At 71.4% G+C, this 13,870-nt stretch carries 12 protein-coding genes; 5 read left to right on the forward strand and 7 right to left on the reverse strand.

Annotated features, from left to right (window positions below; translation table 11 throughout):
• Positions 1–84 precede the first annotated feature (84 nt).
• From ACFXI4_RS37900 to ACFXI4_RS37925, 6 genes are all read right to left on the reverse strand, one after another.
• Positions 85–1,206: a hypothetical protein gene (locus ACFXI4_RS37900; protein ID WP_385000148.1), complete on the reverse strand. Its 1,122-nt coding sequence runs from the start codon at positions 1,204–1,206 to the stop codon at positions 85–87.
• Positions 1,203–3,416 (reverse strand): hypothetical protein, encoded by a 2,214-nt coding sequence (locus tag ACFXI4_RS37905; RefSeq protein WP_385000151.1) that lies wholly within the window; start codon positions 3,414–3,416, stop codon positions 1,203–1,205. Before ACFXI4_RS37905 ends, ACFXI4_RS37900 begins: the two co-directional genes overlap by 4 nt.
• On the reverse strand, positions 3,413–4,267 hold the full coding sequence (locus tag ACFXI4_RS37910) for a hypothetical protein (protein ID WP_385000154.1): 855 nt from the start codon (positions 4,265–4,267) through the stop codon (positions 3,413–3,415). The genes ACFXI4_RS37905 and ACFXI4_RS37910 overlap by 4 nt, the downstream gene beginning before the upstream one ends.
• Positions 4,268–4,413: 146 nt before the next feature.
• Entirely contained in the window at positions 4,414–5,067 is a 654-nt protein-coding gene (locus ACFXI4_RS37915) for a Crp/Fnr family transcriptional regulator (protein WP_385000185.1), read from the reverse strand.
• A gap of 248 nt (positions 5,068–5,315) precedes the next feature.
• Positions 5,316–5,723, reverse strand: coding sequence for a hypothetical protein (locus ACFXI4_RS37920; RefSeq protein ID WP_385000157.1), 408 nt, complete (start codon positions 5,721–5,723; stop codon positions 5,316–5,318).
• 244 nt (positions 5,724–5,967) lie between these two features.
• Positions 5,968–6,498 (reverse strand): YbhB/YbcL family Raf kinase inhibitor-like protein, encoded by a 531-nt coding sequence (locus ACFXI4_RS37925; protein ID WP_385000160.1) that lies wholly within the window; start codon positions 6,496–6,498, stop codon positions 5,968–5,970.
• 218 nt (positions 6,499–6,716) lie between these two features.
• On the opposite strand from ACFXI4_RS37925, the gene ACFXI4_RS37930 reads away from it, so the two are divergent.
• On the forward strand, positions 6,717–7,769 hold the full coding sequence (locus tag ACFXI4_RS37930) for an NAD(P)-dependent alcohol dehydrogenase (RefSeq protein ID WP_385000163.1): 1,053 nt from the start codon (positions 6,717–6,719) through the stop codon (positions 7,767–7,769).
• A gap of 26 nt (positions 7,770–7,795) precedes the next feature.
• Here ACFXI4_RS37930 and polX read toward each other — a convergent pair whose 3' ends face one another.
• Positions 7,796–9,535: a DNA polymerase/3'-5' exonuclease PolX gene (gene polX / locus ACFXI4_RS37935; RefSeq protein WP_385000166.1), complete on the reverse strand. Its 1,740-nt coding sequence runs from the start codon at positions 9,533–9,535 to the stop codon at positions 7,796–7,798.
• Between the two features lie 132 nt (positions 9,536–9,667).
• Between polX and ACFXI4_RS37940 the strand changes: the two genes are divergently transcribed.
• From ACFXI4_RS37940 to ACFXI4_RS37955, 4 genes are all read left to right on the forward strand, one after another.
• Positions 9,668–10,525, forward strand: coding sequence for a TIM barrel protein (locus tag ACFXI4_RS37940; RefSeq protein ID WP_385000169.1), 858 nt, complete (start codon positions 9,668–9,670; stop codon positions 10,523–10,525).
• Between the two features lie 42 nt (positions 10,526–10,567).
• Complete coding sequence (locus ACFXI4_RS37945; protein WP_385000172.1) at positions 10,568–11,482, forward strand: 2-hydroxy-3-oxopropionate reductase; 915 nt, start codon at positions 10,568–10,570, stop codon at positions 11,480–11,482.
• A 172-nt stretch (positions 11,483–11,654) separates the two neighbouring features.
• Positions 11,655–13,142: a catalase gene (locus tag ACFXI4_RS37950; RefSeq protein ID WP_385000175.1), complete on the forward strand. Its 1,488-nt coding sequence runs from the start codon at positions 11,655–11,657 to the stop codon at positions 13,140–13,142.
• A gap of 322 nt (positions 13,143–13,464) precedes the next feature.
• A complete protein-coding gene (locus tag ACFXI4_RS37955; protein WP_362728090.1) occupies positions 13,465–13,710 on the forward strand; it encodes a hypothetical protein in 246 nt (81 codons plus the stop codon).
• The last annotated feature ends 160 nt before the right edge of the window (positions 13,711–13,870 follow it).

Genomic DNA, 13,870 nt, shown 5'->3' on the forward strand with positions numbered 1-13,870 from the left:
GTTTCGCGCCGGGAGGCCGTACGTGGTCATAGGGGTACGTGTATCCCTGCTCGCGGCCGTAGTCGTGACCGAGGGGATCCTGGTTCATCCCTTGTCGTCCTCTTCGCCACGGTTGCGGTCGCCGTGGGCCGAGGAGCGTCGCCCGCCGACCGGTTTCCAGCTGACGACCCCGCTTCCTGATCCCTCCGGCTGCGGCCCACCGGTGTCCGTGGCGGGTTCCGGGCGCGGGGAGGTTCCGGGCGCACCGTTGTGTGTGCCGAGGGGCGCGGGCGTGTGGGGCCGGGGAAGGTGCGAGGAGGACTCGCCGCCCAGCGCGGGGCCCGCATAGGGGATCGGCTCGCCCATGAACCGTTGGACCCACTCGGCGTACTCGGCGGGATGCAGGTCGCCCTTGAGGTCCCGCAGGAGGGCCTGTTTCCGCTCCAGTGCCATGTCCTGCCTGGCGGCGACCTCCTGGAGGATGCTGCGCAGCTGGCTGGGATCCTGGGCGACGAGGTGCATCAGGAGCCCTCCCTCACCGCGTTGGGCGGCCTGCAGCGCGGCGGTCCGCTGCCTTATACGTCGTGCCTCGTGCTCCTCCACCAGCGAGGTCAGCGCCTGTTCGCCCTCCGTCTGGACCCGGTTGACCTGGTGGGTGAGCTCGGCTTGCTCTCGCTGCCAGGCCAGGTCGCGATGCCGGCGAAGGTGGCGTTCGGCGGTTTCGTCCAGACCGAGCCGGACAGCGCAGGCGAACACCGTCAGCCCGGCGTCGAAGGGGTGTTCACGGCTGCGCAGGGAGCGGTTCGCCGAGTCCTCCGCACGGGCGACGTCCTCGATGTCGAACCCCCGGGTGAGAGGGCGCAGCAGATCATTGAGCACTCCCCGTACCAGCGACTCCGCCGTGGCCACGGTGGTGAGGCTGCGTTTGACCACCGCGTCCGGGGAAGTGACCCGCCAGGCGGTGCTGATCTCGGCCTGGAAGTCGAACCCCCTGGTCCGACTCGGCAGGGTGTCCTGCCAGTTGGTGTGGTGGTCGGTGATGTCCACCTCGTAGCGGTAGTGGAACCGCGACGATTCGAAGAAGGAGGGCCGACGGTCCACCACGACGGGTTCGCCGGTGTCGAGTGAGAACACCAGGGCCGTCCCCGGCCGCGGTGTCTCGCCCCGGTTCACCATCCCGGCGGGCCACGGGCCCGCGATCAGCTGCTCGGAATCGGACATGGTCATGGTGTGCTGCCTTTGCTGTCGAAATGGCTCAGGATCTGCCCGGCGCTGCGGGCGGCACGGCTGTCGGGTGTGTTCCAGGTGGCGACGTGGCGCAGCAGGAAGCGTCTGCTGCGGTCGGTCGGGGCCGCCGCGTGCAGCAGCCGGGCCAGTGCGCGGCGGCCCGCGGCGTCCGCGTCCACCATGCGGGCCCATTCGGTGAGGACCTGGGTGGCCGCCTCGTAGGTTTCCGGGGACTGGAGCACCGCGTCCCAGAGCAGGGCGATGTCCCGCTGGTGGACGGGGTCGCGGGTTGCCAGCGCCAGCAGCTTGGGCCATCGTCGGTGCGTACCGCCGCCGTCGGCCGGCATGTCCTCCAGCAGGTCGGCCGCCGCGAAGAGGAAGGACAGCTCGCCGACGGTCCGGCGCTGGACGTCACGCCGGGAGATCCAGTGCCGGAGCAGGTGGAGGGCGTCACGCGCCTCATGACCGTCCGTCGCGGCGAGCGACTCGGTGACCCCCAGGCAGATCGCCTCGATGATCTCCGCGCTGTCGGTGGCCGCGAGCGTGTCCAGAAGTGCGACCGACTCATCGGCGCTGCCCGCGTCGGAGCGCCGCAGGGCGGTCCAGGCACGCGCCGCCGTGGCCCTCAGGACCGCGTCACCACTCGCCCACGCCTGAACCAGATCCCTTACGGGTACGGCGAGTTCGGGAGTCTCCGCGGCGATGACGAGGGCCGTCGCGGCGGCCTCGCGCAGCGCCCGCACGGGGCTCCTGGCCCAGGGCTGCAGGACACCCGTGCGCAGACTGTCGAAGGACAGCTCGGCCAGAAACCCGACGGCGACCGCTGCCCTGGTCCGGACGGTGGCCAGTTCGTGGCCCGCGCAGGCCTTCAGCCAGCCCGGCAGCTCGTGGCGCAGGATGTCGTATTCCTCCCACACGTTCTGCAGGACCCGGGCGGCCATTCGGGAGTCGTCGAAGCGCACGACCTTCGCGGGGACGCCCCCGTGCCGGGATGCGACCTGTGCGCCGACGAGCGAGGCGTTGAGCCGGCGCAGCCGCGTCGCACGGGTCGCGACGACCGCCTCGTTGCGGGGGCGTTCGGGGTGTTCGGCGGTGGGCGGTGGCTGGAGCCGTCGCCCGAGCGAGGTGGCGAGGGCGGACACCGTCTCGTATGCCTCTCCGCCGAAGACCGCCGTGGCGACGGCCACGCACTGGGTGGGCAGGTCATCCAGGCCGTTGAACCACTTCTCGAACTCCTCGGCGTCGCGGACCGAGCCGTGTTCCCTCACCTGACGTACGGCGTCCGCCGGTGCGGCCGACGACTCGGAGAGAAGACGGGCGTTCTCCGCCGCCCTGGCCAGCGACGTGCCGGCCGACTGCGCCTCGGTGAAGAGCGTGGCCGTCTCCGGGGCACGCAGCAGTTCCTCCGCGCGTCTCGTCCGCTGCGGGCCGAGCCACCAGCGCAGGTGCCTCTCGAAGACGTCCCACGGCGCGGGCGGCCCGTTCACCGGGAAGGTCTGCTTATCGAGTTCGGGATCGGCCGTGCGCACACCGTCGCGCAAGGTGATGACCAGGCGGCAGTTCCGGGCGCGCATCACCGAGTTGAGGCGGTGGAGTTCGAAGCCCGTGAGCGGAGCGGCCGTGCCGCCGGGGCCGAGTTCCTGGAGCAGGTAACCGTGCCCGGGCCGCAGCGACGACTCGTCGAGTCGCGTCAGGTCGGCGTCCGGCTCCAGGCACTGCAGGGTGGCGTGGCCGCGTTCCAGCAGCAGCCGTTGTGCCACCGCGTACTTGCCGTGGCCCCGGGCACCACTGAGCAGCACCACACGGAACGGCTCGCTGTCGCGCAGGAGGTCGTCGTAGGAGGCGGGAGGCAGGAACGCCGAGGAGACGAGGTCGACGTCCTGGGCCGACAGCTGGTAGGCGCGGACGGAGCGGCGGCCCTGGCCGAGGAGTACCTCGATGTGATCCCCGCCGTACACCCGCTCCCCGGTAATCCGCGACTGGGCGAAGCGCGAGAGGTAGGAGCGGGCGTCCCGTTCCGCGTCGAGGCGTTCGTCCGTCGAACCGGGTTGGGCCGCGCGTGCCGACAGGGCACGACGGATGTCGTCGACGCCCAGCTCCGTGGTCTCCGCCGGGCCGGCGGACACGGGAGGCGCAACCTCGCCGTCCTGTCCGGGGGAGGCGTTCTCCGGGCTGTTCTGGGCGGGCCCCTGCGCGGGCTCCTCCTTCATGCGTCATCCCCCTTCCCGGCGGTGTCGGCGTGCGCCTCGCCCGGTGTGACGCCCTCGTAGTGATTCCCGCCGTACACCCGGCCCGGGTTGTGGAAGACCGCGCCTGCGAAGGGGCCGTGGTGGCCGCCTGTCGGAGCGGTCGGAGCAGACGGGCCCGGGGCCGCGGCAACGGCCTGGGTGTCCGCGGCAGGTGTGTCCGCGGCAGGGCGGGGCGCGGGCGGCGCCGGGCGCCCGGACGCCGGGGGCGTAGCGCCGCCCAGGCCTGGAGGCTCGTCGTAGCCGGGGACGCGCAGCCAGGTGCGCGAGGTGATCTCCTTGGCCACGAAAGGCAGTTCGCGGAAGCCGGACGCCGGAAGCTCGGGGTAGTCGTGGCGGACGACTGCGGCGTGCCAGTCCGCGGACACAGCGAGGGCCAGGCCGGAACGGGAGGCCGCGGCGAGGGTGGTGCGCAGCACCTCCAGGTCGACGAGCCGGCAGGCGGTGTTGAGCGCCTCGCCCACCCAGCCGTGCTTGTCCTGTGCCACCTCACCGGCGTGCAGCGCGACGCGCAACCGCAAGGCGGTCTCCTCGTTGCCGCGCTGGGCGTGACCGCGCAGACCGGTCTGCAGGGCGTCCAGGAACCGGGTCGTCAGGTCGAGTTTGGAGACGGAGGGCCGTAGCAGGAGGAAGCAGCCGTCCCCCCGGTCGCTCGTGGCAACTATGTCGTCGGTACCGATCCCCGCCTGGTCCAGCGCCTTGCCGACGACGGCGTAGAGCTGTTCCCTCAGCCATTGCTGCATAGGGTCCGTCCGGCGGCCGAATCGCTCGATGTCGATGACCACGATGAGGTAGTAACGCGGTTTGCCGTCCATGCCGGACGCACCTCTCCTTCGATTGCGCGGGACGGCGGCCGTCGGGTTTCCCCCGTTGCGCTCCGACGACCGCCGCACTCCAGGTAAGCCGAAGCCCCGCCCTCTCTTCCGCATCAAATGACCCACTGGGGAGCAGTTGGCTTCGGTCAGGGCCGATCCGGTTCCCAGATGGCGAGCGAAGCGGGGTCCAGGACCACGATGACGCCCCGTCGGGTGGCGACCAGTTCACAGGACTGCAGCTCGCGCAGGGTCCGCACGACGGACTCGCGGGAGGTCCCCACCGCGCTCGCCAACTCGTGCTGCGTGATGCGCACCGACCGTGCCGTCGGCGCCCAGGCCGATGCGTCCACGCCGTACCGGTCGGACATCTCGACGAGCAGCCGCGCCACCCGCGTCGCGGCGGGCTCGGCTCCCATCGCCTCACGCTGGACGTCGGAGTGCCGCAGGCGTGCGCTGATGCTCCGGAGTACTGCCAGGCCGAGGTCGCCGTTGGCGCGCAGCAGTGCGGCGAACCTGCTGCCGGACACCGCGACCCCGTGCCCGTCCTGCGTCGCGATCACAGATGCCGAGCGGGTTCCGCCGTCGATGCAGGCGAGTTCGCCCACCAGTTCCCCGGCTCCCCGGAAGGCGAGCAGGCTCGTGTAGCCGCCCACCGACTCGGATACGACCTTGACGACGCCCTTGCGCAACAGAATGGCGCGGTCGGCTCGCTCTCCCTGTCGCAGAAGCACGTCGCCGTGCTGCCAGGTCTCCACCACACCCGCGTCGCGCAGCAAGGTCAGGTGCTCCGGACTGAACACCTGCAACGCCGGCACACGACGTAATCCGGGCTCCGGCGCCGAACACACATCGTCCCGCACAGGAACTCCCCCTCCCCCGTTCCGGTCGGGCGCTCGGCCGCGGCTGAGCTGACGCCCGGGACGACCACTGTAGGGGCGGGTTCCGGTGCGGCGGGGCGTTTCCCGGAGCGAGAGGCGGACCTGACGTCCTGCGGGTGCCGGGCCGCGGTTCACGGAGGGCGAGACGTCCGCGAGGAAGTCCCGGCGGCTCAGCCGCGCCTGTGCGGCTCCGCAGCCGTGTCGCTCCGGCCGGGTGGCCCGCGGGATGGCCTCTCGTCGCGCAGGTCGAGAGGGTCCGGGTGGGCGTTGATCTCCAGGAGGCGGGTTGGTGGGGTGGAGGCCGTCCGGGCCGTCCACCTCGCCCTCGGGCCGATGTTCGGCCCGGTGCCGCGCGGGCCGGCCGCGGTGACCGGCTCCGGCGGCCGACCTCGCAGTCCCGCCTCGATCCCGTTGGCGGAGGCCGGGGCCACCCGGATCCCTCTCCGGGTCGCCGTGGGGCGGCGACAGGTGAGCCGGAAAGCGGACGAGCCCTTCGTCAGCGCGGCGAAGCCGCTGGTGTGCGCGATGGGCTGGGGGAACTGTTGCCGCCCGACGAGGCCGCCGACGACGTCGCTCATGCTCCGCGCGTACGGGCTCTTCGACGTCGAGAGCGGCGAGAAGATCGTCTCCGGGACCGATGAGGCCCGGACGGCAGGCCTAAGGGCTGTCCCGTGATCCCCGGCGGGCGCACGACGACAGCTACGGCACCTCGCAGCGTTGTCGGGCTCGCCCGGACACGCCCAGTATGAGGACGACCCTCCGCCTTGCGATGCACCGCATCCGACGCCGCGCGCTGATCCACCAGGGATTACGGGACAGCCCTTAGGAACGCTCGAAGGTGCCGTACATGGTCGCTCTCGCGATCGCGTGGCTGAACAGGAGGAAGTCCATGGAGGCGGGGGTCGAGGCCTCGGACACCCCCAGTTCCTCGACGGCGACGGCGTGCACCACGAGGAAGTACCGGTCCGGGCCGTTGCCCGGCGGTGTCGCCGGGCCGAGGTATCTCCGGTAGCCGGCGTCGTTGGCCAGTGTCATCGCGTTGCCGGGCAGGTCCCTGCCGTCTCCCGCCCCGGCCGGGAGGTCGGTCACGGAGGCGGGCAGATCGGCCACCGCCCAGTGCCAGAAGCCGGAGGCGGTTGGCACGTCGGGGTCGAACATCGCCACCGTGAAACTCCGCGTCTCCTCGGGAAAACCGGACCAGCTCAGCTGCGGCGAGACGTCCATCCCGCCCGCTCCGAGGATGCCGCTCACCTGCTCGCGGGCCAGTCGGCCGCCGTCGGTCACGGACTGCGAGGTCACCGAGAAAGTCCTGATCTCCGGCATGAAATCGTACGGGCCATAGGGTTTGATCATGGCAATCCTTCGGAAAGGCCGCACTGTTCTTGATTCACGAGGCGGCGGAAGGCCTTTTCACTCTCCGGATCTTCGATCATGCACCACCCGGTCGCATTGCCGCACCGCGTACGTTCCCATGGTCCGCTCCGAGTTGCCGCTCCTGTGCGGGCCACTCAGACTTGATGGACACATCTGTACGAAAGCGAGGCCGCCCGATGCAGATGCAAGCAGCTCGGATGCACGGATACCGGCAGCCCCTTCGCATCGACGAGGTTCCCGTACCCGATCCCGGGCCGGACGAGATCCTCCTGAAGGTCGCCGCGACGGGAATGTGCCGAAGCGATTACCAACTTCTTGACGGCTATTTCGAAGGTCCGTTTCCGGTAGAACTCCCCTACATCCCCGGCCACGAGGTCACCGGCCGGGTGGCGGGAATGGGAAGTGGTGTACCGAAGTCGGTGGGTTACTCGGAAGGCGACATGGTGGTGGTCAACCCCAGCTGGGGAGACGGCACTTGCCGCCAGTGCCGGGAAGGCAACGAGAACCTGTGCAGCGGCGACGGCAGATGGGTGGGGTTCGGCCCGCCCGGCGGTTTCGCCGAGTACATGGCGGTGGAGTGCCGTCACGCGATCCCGGTCTCCGAGGACGCCGCGAAATTCCCCCAGTTCCTCGCCCCCATGACCGACGCGGGCATGACCCCGTACCGCGGGATGCGCAAGCTCCGGGACGCGGGCAAGCTGGGGCCCGGCCGGACTGTCGCGGTCACGGGCATCGGCGGTCTGGGCAGTTACGCGATCCAGTACGCCAGGCTGCTGGGCAGCGGCGCGACAGTGGTGGCGTTCGCGCGCAGCGACGGCAAGCTGGACGTGGCCAGGGAGAACGGCGCGGACTACGGGATCAACGTGAGGGACAGGTCCACCGAGGCCATCCAGGACGAGCTGGAGAGCCTGACCGGCCGGCGCACCGTCCACGCCATCCTGGACTGCGTCGGCAGCGAGGCGTCCGTCTCCATGGGGTTCGACCTGCTGGGCCCGGAAGGCGCCCTGGCGGCCGTCGGCCTCATGAGTGACCGCGTGGCGCACCGCCAGTTCCCGTTCGTCGGCACAGAGTTGTCCTACCTCGGCTCCTTCTGGGGCAACCACCTGGACCTCGTCGAGGTGCTCTCCCTCGCCGAAGCCGGCCTCGTCACGCACAACGTGACCGAAGTGAGGCTGGAGGACGTCAACGAGAACCTGGAGGCCCTGGGCCGTGGCGACGTCGTCGGACGCCAGGTCATCGTCTTCGACTGAACCCGGGCGCCGCCCGGCTCACCGGCTCAGCCGCGCTTGCGCAGAAAGCTCCGCAGCCGTCGCTCCGGCCAGGTGTTGATCACGTCGTCCTTGGTGAGCCAGCCGCGCTGGGCGGTGCCGATCCCGTAGCGCATGACGTCCAGATGAGGAACGGCGTGGGCGTCGCTGTTCACGGCGAACTTCACGCCGTGCCGCCGGGCCCGCAGGATGTCCTCGTCGCGCAGGTCGAGACGGTCCGGGTGGGCGTTGATCTCCAGGGCCGTACCGGTGCGGGCACAGGTGGCGAAGACCGCGTCGAGGTCCGCGTCGATGCCGGGGCGCTTGCCGATGAGGCGGGTGGTGGGGTGGCCGATGATGTGGACGTGGGGGTTCTCGCAGGCCCGCACGAGCCGGCGGGTCAGGGCGTCGCGGCTCTGGTGGAAGTGCGAGTGGATCGAGGCCACGCACAGGTCGAACCCGGCGAGGAACTCCTCCGGCCAGTCCACCTCGCCCTCGGGGCCGATGTTCAGCTCGGTGCCGTGCAGCAGCCGTAGCCCGCCGCGCCGCCCCCTGGTCGGGTACCTGCCGTCCAGCTCGCGCACCCGCGCCCGCTGCGCCAGCATCCGCTCGTCGGTCATGCGCTGCATCGCCAGGTCGGGCGCGTGGTCGGTGATCGCGTAGTACGCGTAGCCGCGCCGGGCCGCCGCCTCGGCCATCTCCTCCAGTGGGGCGAGCCCGTCGGTGAGGTCGGTGTGGGTGTGCAGGTCGCCGCGCAGATCCGCCTCGGTGACCAGCTCGGGCAGCTCACCGCGCAGCCCCGCCTCGATCTCGCCGCGGTCCTCGCGCAGGGCCGGCGGGATCCAGGGCAGGCCGAGGCGGCCGTACACCTCCTCCTCGGTCTCGGAGACGATCTTCTCCCCGCTCTCGACGTCGAAGAGTCCGTACTCGGAGAGCTTGAGCCTGTGGTGCACGGCCCGTTCCCGGGTGCGGATGTTGTGGGCCTTGGAGCCGGTGAAGTACTGGAGCGCCGCGCCCCAGGAGTCCGGCGGTACGACCCGCAGGTCGACGTTGAGCCCCTTGCTGGTGCGGACCGACGTCTTGGTGCCGCCCTGCCCGATGACCTCGGTGACGTACGGCAGCCCGGTGAACGCCCGCATGATCGGCGCCGACTCCTCCGCCGCGACGAGGATGTCGATGTCACCGATCGTCTCGCGGAACCGGCGCAGCGAACCGGCATAGGTGCACTTCTCACAGCCGGTCACGGCGGACAGCGCTTCGACGATGCCCTCCGCCAGGTCCATGGCGACGTCGAGCCGGACCCGGCCGCCGGCCGACCGGAGCAGCTCGATGCCGTGCAGGATGTTCTCCTCGGTCCGGGGCCCGAAGCCCTTGAGGTCGCGCAGCCGCTCCTGGTGGATGGCGTCGGCGAGTTCCTCGACCGAGGAGACGCCCAGTTCCTCGTAGACCGCCATGGCCTTCTTCGGGCCGAGCGTGGGGATGGCGGTGAGCCGCCGTACCCCGGCGGGGATCTTCGCCCGCAGCTCCTCCACGGCGGACACCGTGCCCTGGTCGAAGAACTCCAGGATCTTCTGGGCGATGGACTTCCCGACGTTCGGGATCTCCTGGAGCCCCTTGAGGTCGAGCGTGGCGACATCGGCGTGGTGGCCGCCGACCGCCCGGGCGGCCTTCTCGTAGACCCGCGCCCTGTAGGCGTCCCCACCGGTGATGGAGATCAGGTCCGCGTACTCCTGGAGCAGTGCGGCGACCTCGTCGTTGGACCGTGCCATGCCTTCAGGGTAGGGCGCGGCTTTTGCGCGGGCGCTCTTGACAGCTCTCCCCGGTCACCGGCAGTCTTCCATTAAGCAGAAAGCAACTTCCGTAATACGGAACTCAGACAGCGGAAGGGAGCGCCGGCCTCCATGCCAGGTTTCGAACCGGGCGCAGCCGCAGAGCAGCGCTTCAATGTCAACCTGTCGATCCTCTTCACCGAACTCCCGCTCCTGGAGCGCCCCGCGGCCGCCGCTGCGGCCGGCTTTTGCGCGGTCGAGCTCTGGTGGCCCTGGGCCGGCTCCCCCACCCCCGAGCGGTCCGAGCTCGACGCGCTGAAGAGGGCGGTCGAGGACGCGGGCGTGCGGCTGACGGGCCTGAACTTCTACGCCGGACAGCTGCCGGGACCCGACCGGGGCGCCCTGTCGATCCCGGGCGCGGAGTCCGAGAGGTTCCGCGCCAACATCGAGGTGGCGGCCGGCTTCGCCCAGTCGCTCGGCTGCGGGGCGCTCAACGCGCTGTACGGCAACCGCGTCGAGGGCGTGGACCCGGCCGAGCAGGACGCCCTGGCCCTGGAGAACCTGGCACTGGCCGCCCGCGCGGCCGACCGGATCGGCGCGGTCCTCCTGATCGAGACCCTCAACCGGCCCGAGTCGCCGCGGTATCCGCTGGTGAGCGCGGCGGCCGGCGTCGCCGTGGTGGACCGGGTCAACGAGGCCACGGGGCTCGGCAACGCACGCTTCCTCATGGACCTTTACCACCTGTCCATGAACGGCGAGGACCTGCCGTCGGTGATCGAGCGGTACGCCGCGAAGACGGGCCACGTGCAGATCGCCGACAACCCCGGCCGCGGCGCCCCGGGCACGGGTTCGCTCCCCCTGGCCGAGCTGCTCGGGCAGCTGGCGAAGGCCGGTTACGACGGCTGGGTGGGTCTGGAGTACAAGCCGGGTGACCGCCCGAGTGCCGAGGCCTTCGGCTGGCTCCCGCGCGAGGCCCGAGCCGCCCGCTGAATTCCCCGACTTCGCAGCGCAGTCGAGAGAGGCATCTCCACCATGAGCACACTCCCCCCTTCCTCCCGCCGAACCCGCCCGGCGATCGCCTGGATCGGTCTCGGCATCATGGGCTCCCCCATGTCCGAGAACCTGGTCAAGGCGGGTTACGACGTCACCGGCTTCACCCTGGAGCAGGAGAAGCTGGACCGGCTGGCCGCCGCCGGCGGGACGGCGGCCCCCTCGATCGCCGAGGCCGTGCGCCACGCCGACGTGGTCATCACGATGGTGCCCGCGTCCCCGCAGGTCGAGGCCATCGCCTACGGTCCCGACGGCATCCTGGAGAACGCGAAGCCGGGCGCGCTGCTGATCGACATGTCGTCCATCACCCCGCAGACCTCCGTCGACCTGGCCGAGGCGGCCCGGGACAAGGGCGTCCGCGTCCTGGACGCGCCGGTGTCCGGCGGCGAGGCCGGGGCCGTCGAGGCCGTGCTGTCCATCATGGTCGGCGGCGAGCAGGCCGACTTCGACTTCGCGAAGCCGATTTTCGAGGCTCTCGGCAGGACCGTCGTGCTGTGCGGTCCGCACGGCTCGGGCCAGACGGTGAAGGCCGCCAACCAGCTGATCGTCGCCGTGAACATCCAGGCGTGCGCCGAGGCCGTGGTCTTCCTGGAGAAGTCCGGCGTGGACCTGGCGGCCGCACTGGACGTGCTGGGCGGCGGCCTGGCCGGCTCCACCGTGCTGGCGCGGAAGAAGGGCAACTTCCTGGACCGCGACTTCCGGCCGGGCTTCCGGATCGACCTGCACCACAAGGACATGGGCATCGTGACCGACGCGGCCCGCAACGTCGGCGCCGCCCTGCCGGTCGGTGCCGTGGTCGCCCAGCTGGTCGCCTCCCTGCGCGCGCAGGGCGACGGCGGCCTGGACCACTCCGCGCTGCTGCGCGCGGTCGAGCGCCTCTCCGGCGCCCGGGTCTGAGCCGCGCCCCCGACTTCCGGGCGGCGCCGCCGCTGACAACTGTCCTGTCGCGCCCAGGCGGCGGCGCCGCCCGGAAACCACCTCAACAAACTGCCGGCGCCCCGGCCGACCCGACCCGAGGCTCCACTGAGCGGAAATGAACTTCCGCTGCCACCCGCACCGAAGGTCCACGATGAAGAAGCGCGTGCTCACCACCGAGTCCGGCGCCCCGGTCGCCGACAACCAGAACTCCGCCTCCGCCGGCGTCGGCGGCCCGCTCCTCCAGGACCAGCACCTCCTGGAGAAGCTCGCCCGCTTCAACCGCGAGCGGATCCCGGTGGGGGCGCCTCCCACTCCCTTGGGGCAGTGGGGGAGGGTGGTGCACGCCCGCGGCGGCGGCGCGTACGGCCACTTCGAGGTGACCGACGACGTCACCGGCTTCACCCACGCCGACTTCCTGAGCACGGCCGGCCGGCGTACCGAGGTCTTCCTGCGGTTCTCCACGGTCGCCGACTGCCTCGGCGGTGCGGACGCCGTACGGGACCCGCGCGGCTTCGCCGTCAGGTTCTACACGGCGGAGGGCAATTACGACCTCGTCGGGAACAGCACCCCGGTGTTCTTCGTCAAGGACCCGATCAAGTTCCCCGACTTCGTCCACTCGCAGAAGCGGGACCCGCTCACGGGCCGTCAGGAGCCGGACACCGTCGGGGACTTCTGGGCGTACCCACCCGAGGCGACCCACCAGGTGGCCCGGCTGACGGGCGACCGGGGCATCCCGGCGTCGTACCGCCACACGAACGGCTACGGCTCGCGCACCTGCCAGTGGACGAACGCCGAGGGCGCGGCCTTCTTCGTCAAGTACCACTTCAGGACCAACCAGGGCATGGGCGGCCTGGGCGCCGGGCAGGCGGCGGAACTCGCGGGCAGGGACCCTGACTCGCACCAGACGGACCTGCTCCAGGCCATCGAGCGGGGCGTGAACCCGTCCTGGACCCTGCACGTCCAGATCATGCCGGCGGCCGAGGCCGCGGACCACCGCTTCAATCCCTTCGACCTGACCAAGGTGTGGCCGCACCGGGACTACCCGCTCCAGCGGGTGGGCCGGCCGGTCCTGGACCGCAGCCCGGACAGCGTCTTCGCCGAGGTGGAGCAGGCCGCGTTCTCCCCCGGCAGCTTCGTGCCGGGCATCGGCCCGTCCCCCGGCACGATGCTCCAGGGCCGCCCGTCCGCCTACGCGGACGCGCACCGCTGCCGCCTGGGCGTCAACCACACCCTGCCGGCCGTCAACGCCCCGAAGGCGAGGACCGCGCGGAACCACGGCCGGGACGGCCTGATGGCCGCCAACCCGCGGGGCCTGCACGCCAAGAACTACGAGCCGGACTCGTACGGCGGCCCGGTGGAGACCGGCCGTCCGCCGACGGCCCCGCTGGCCGTCACCGGCCACACCGGCACCCACGAGGCTGCGCTGCACGCCAAGGACGACGACTTCCACCAGGCGGGCGAGCCGTACCGGCTGATGTCCGAGGAGGAGAGGCGGCGTCTGGTCGCGAACATCGCCGGCGGCCTCTCGCGGGGCTCCCGCGACGACGTGATCGAGAGGAACCTGGCCCACTTCCACGCCGCCGGCCCCGAGTACGGCCGGCCCGTGGAAGCGGCGGTCCGCGCCCTGCGCGAGGACTGACACAGACGGCCCGCGCACAGCCGGACGGCCCGGATGAGGGGTGGCCGGCCGGGGGTGCGCGGGCGTGGCACGGACCGCGGCGGCGTGCGAGCCAGTGCGGTGGTGAAGGACCGGAACGCCCTTCCCGACCTGGGGGAAGGCCGCCCGGCTCCGTCGCACCCGCCGCGGTCCCAGCCGTTGTGGACCCCGTCCGGCGGCGCGAACGACCTGTCGCGCCCAGCCTCGCGCCGTCGGACGGTCACAGCCTGAGCGCCGGACACGGAACCGCCCGCGTCCGGCGCTTCGGCGTGCGCATCCGTCCCGGCCGCAGGAGGCTGAAGGCATGACAGCACACCCACCCACGGAGTTCCCCCACATCGTCGTGCACGCTCCCGCCCTGGACGGCTCCCGCCGGGTCACCGAGGGGGACGTGACCCTGGGGCTCGCCTCGCATCTCGACGACGTGGTCGAGATCCTGCGGATGGCCGACCTGGACCGGATCGAGGTCGAGGAGAGCGACCTCATCGAGTGGCAGGGCGGCGGCCCGGACGACTGGCCGGGCCTGACCGAACATCCCGAAAGCCCCTGAACCCAGGTGAAGCGGGCGGCGAATCCTCAAATCAAGCTCTGAATCATGTTCAGCACGCATCGGCCGCCCCGGTCGTGGGGCATATTCACTGCACACGGAGGCCGCCGGCACGGGGGCGGCGGCCTCCGTGTCACCGACAGCGGAGCGGGCGGTCCATGCT

It is taken from the genome of Streptomyces sp. NPDC059224 (genome assembly GCF_042754285.1).
Classification (GTDB): domain Bacteria; phylum Actinomycetota; class Actinomycetes; order Streptomycetales; family Streptomycetaceae; genus Streptomyces.

What these genes read in the sequence shown, in the direction of transcription:
- ACFXI4_RS37900 (WP_385000148.1), bottom strand. Translation starts at nt 1,206, where the DNA reads ATGACCATGTCCGATTCCGAGCAGCTGATCGCGGGCCCGTGGCCCGCC.
- ACFXI4_RS37905 (WP_385000151.1), bottom strand. Translation starts at nt 3,416, where the DNA reads ATGAAGGAGGAGCCCGCGCAGGGGCCCGCCCAGAACAGCCCGGAGAAC.
- ACFXI4_RS37910 (WP_385000154.1), bottom strand. Translation starts at nt 4,267, where the DNA reads ATGGACGGCAAACCGCGTTACTACCTCATCGTGGTCATCGACATCGAG.
- ACFXI4_RS37920 (WP_385000157.1), bottom strand. Translation starts at nt 5,723, where the DNA reads ATGAGCGACGTCGTCGGCGGCCTCGTCGGGCGGCAACAGTTCCCCCAG.
- ACFXI4_RS37925 (WP_385000160.1), bottom strand. Translation starts at nt 6,498, where the DNA reads ATGATCAAACCCTATGGCCCGTACGATTTCATGCCGGAGATCAGGACT.
- ACFXI4_RS37930 (WP_385000163.1), top strand. Translation starts at nt 6,717, where the DNA reads ATGCACGGATACCGGCAGCCCCTTCGCATCGACGAGGTTCCCGTACCC.
- polX (WP_385000166.1), bottom strand. Translation starts at nt 9,535, where the DNA reads ATGGCACGGTCCAACGACGAGGTCGCCGCACTGCTCCAGGAGTACGCG.
- ACFXI4_RS37940 (WP_385000169.1), top strand. Translation starts at nt 9,668, where the DNA reads ATGCCAGGTTTCGAACCGGGCGCAGCCGCAGAGCAGCGCTTCAATGTC.
- ACFXI4_RS37945 (WP_385000172.1), top strand. Translation starts at nt 10,568, where the DNA reads ATGAGCACACTCCCCCCTTCCTCCCGCCGAACCCGCCCGGCGATCGCC.
- ACFXI4_RS37950 (WP_385000175.1), top strand. Translation starts at nt 11,655, where the DNA reads ATGAAGAAGCGCGTGCTCACCACCGAGTCCGGCGCCCCGGTCGCCGAC.
- ACFXI4_RS37955 (WP_362728090.1), top strand. Translation starts at nt 13,465, where the DNA reads ATGACAGCACACCCACCCACGGAGTTCCCCCACATCGTCGTGCACGCT.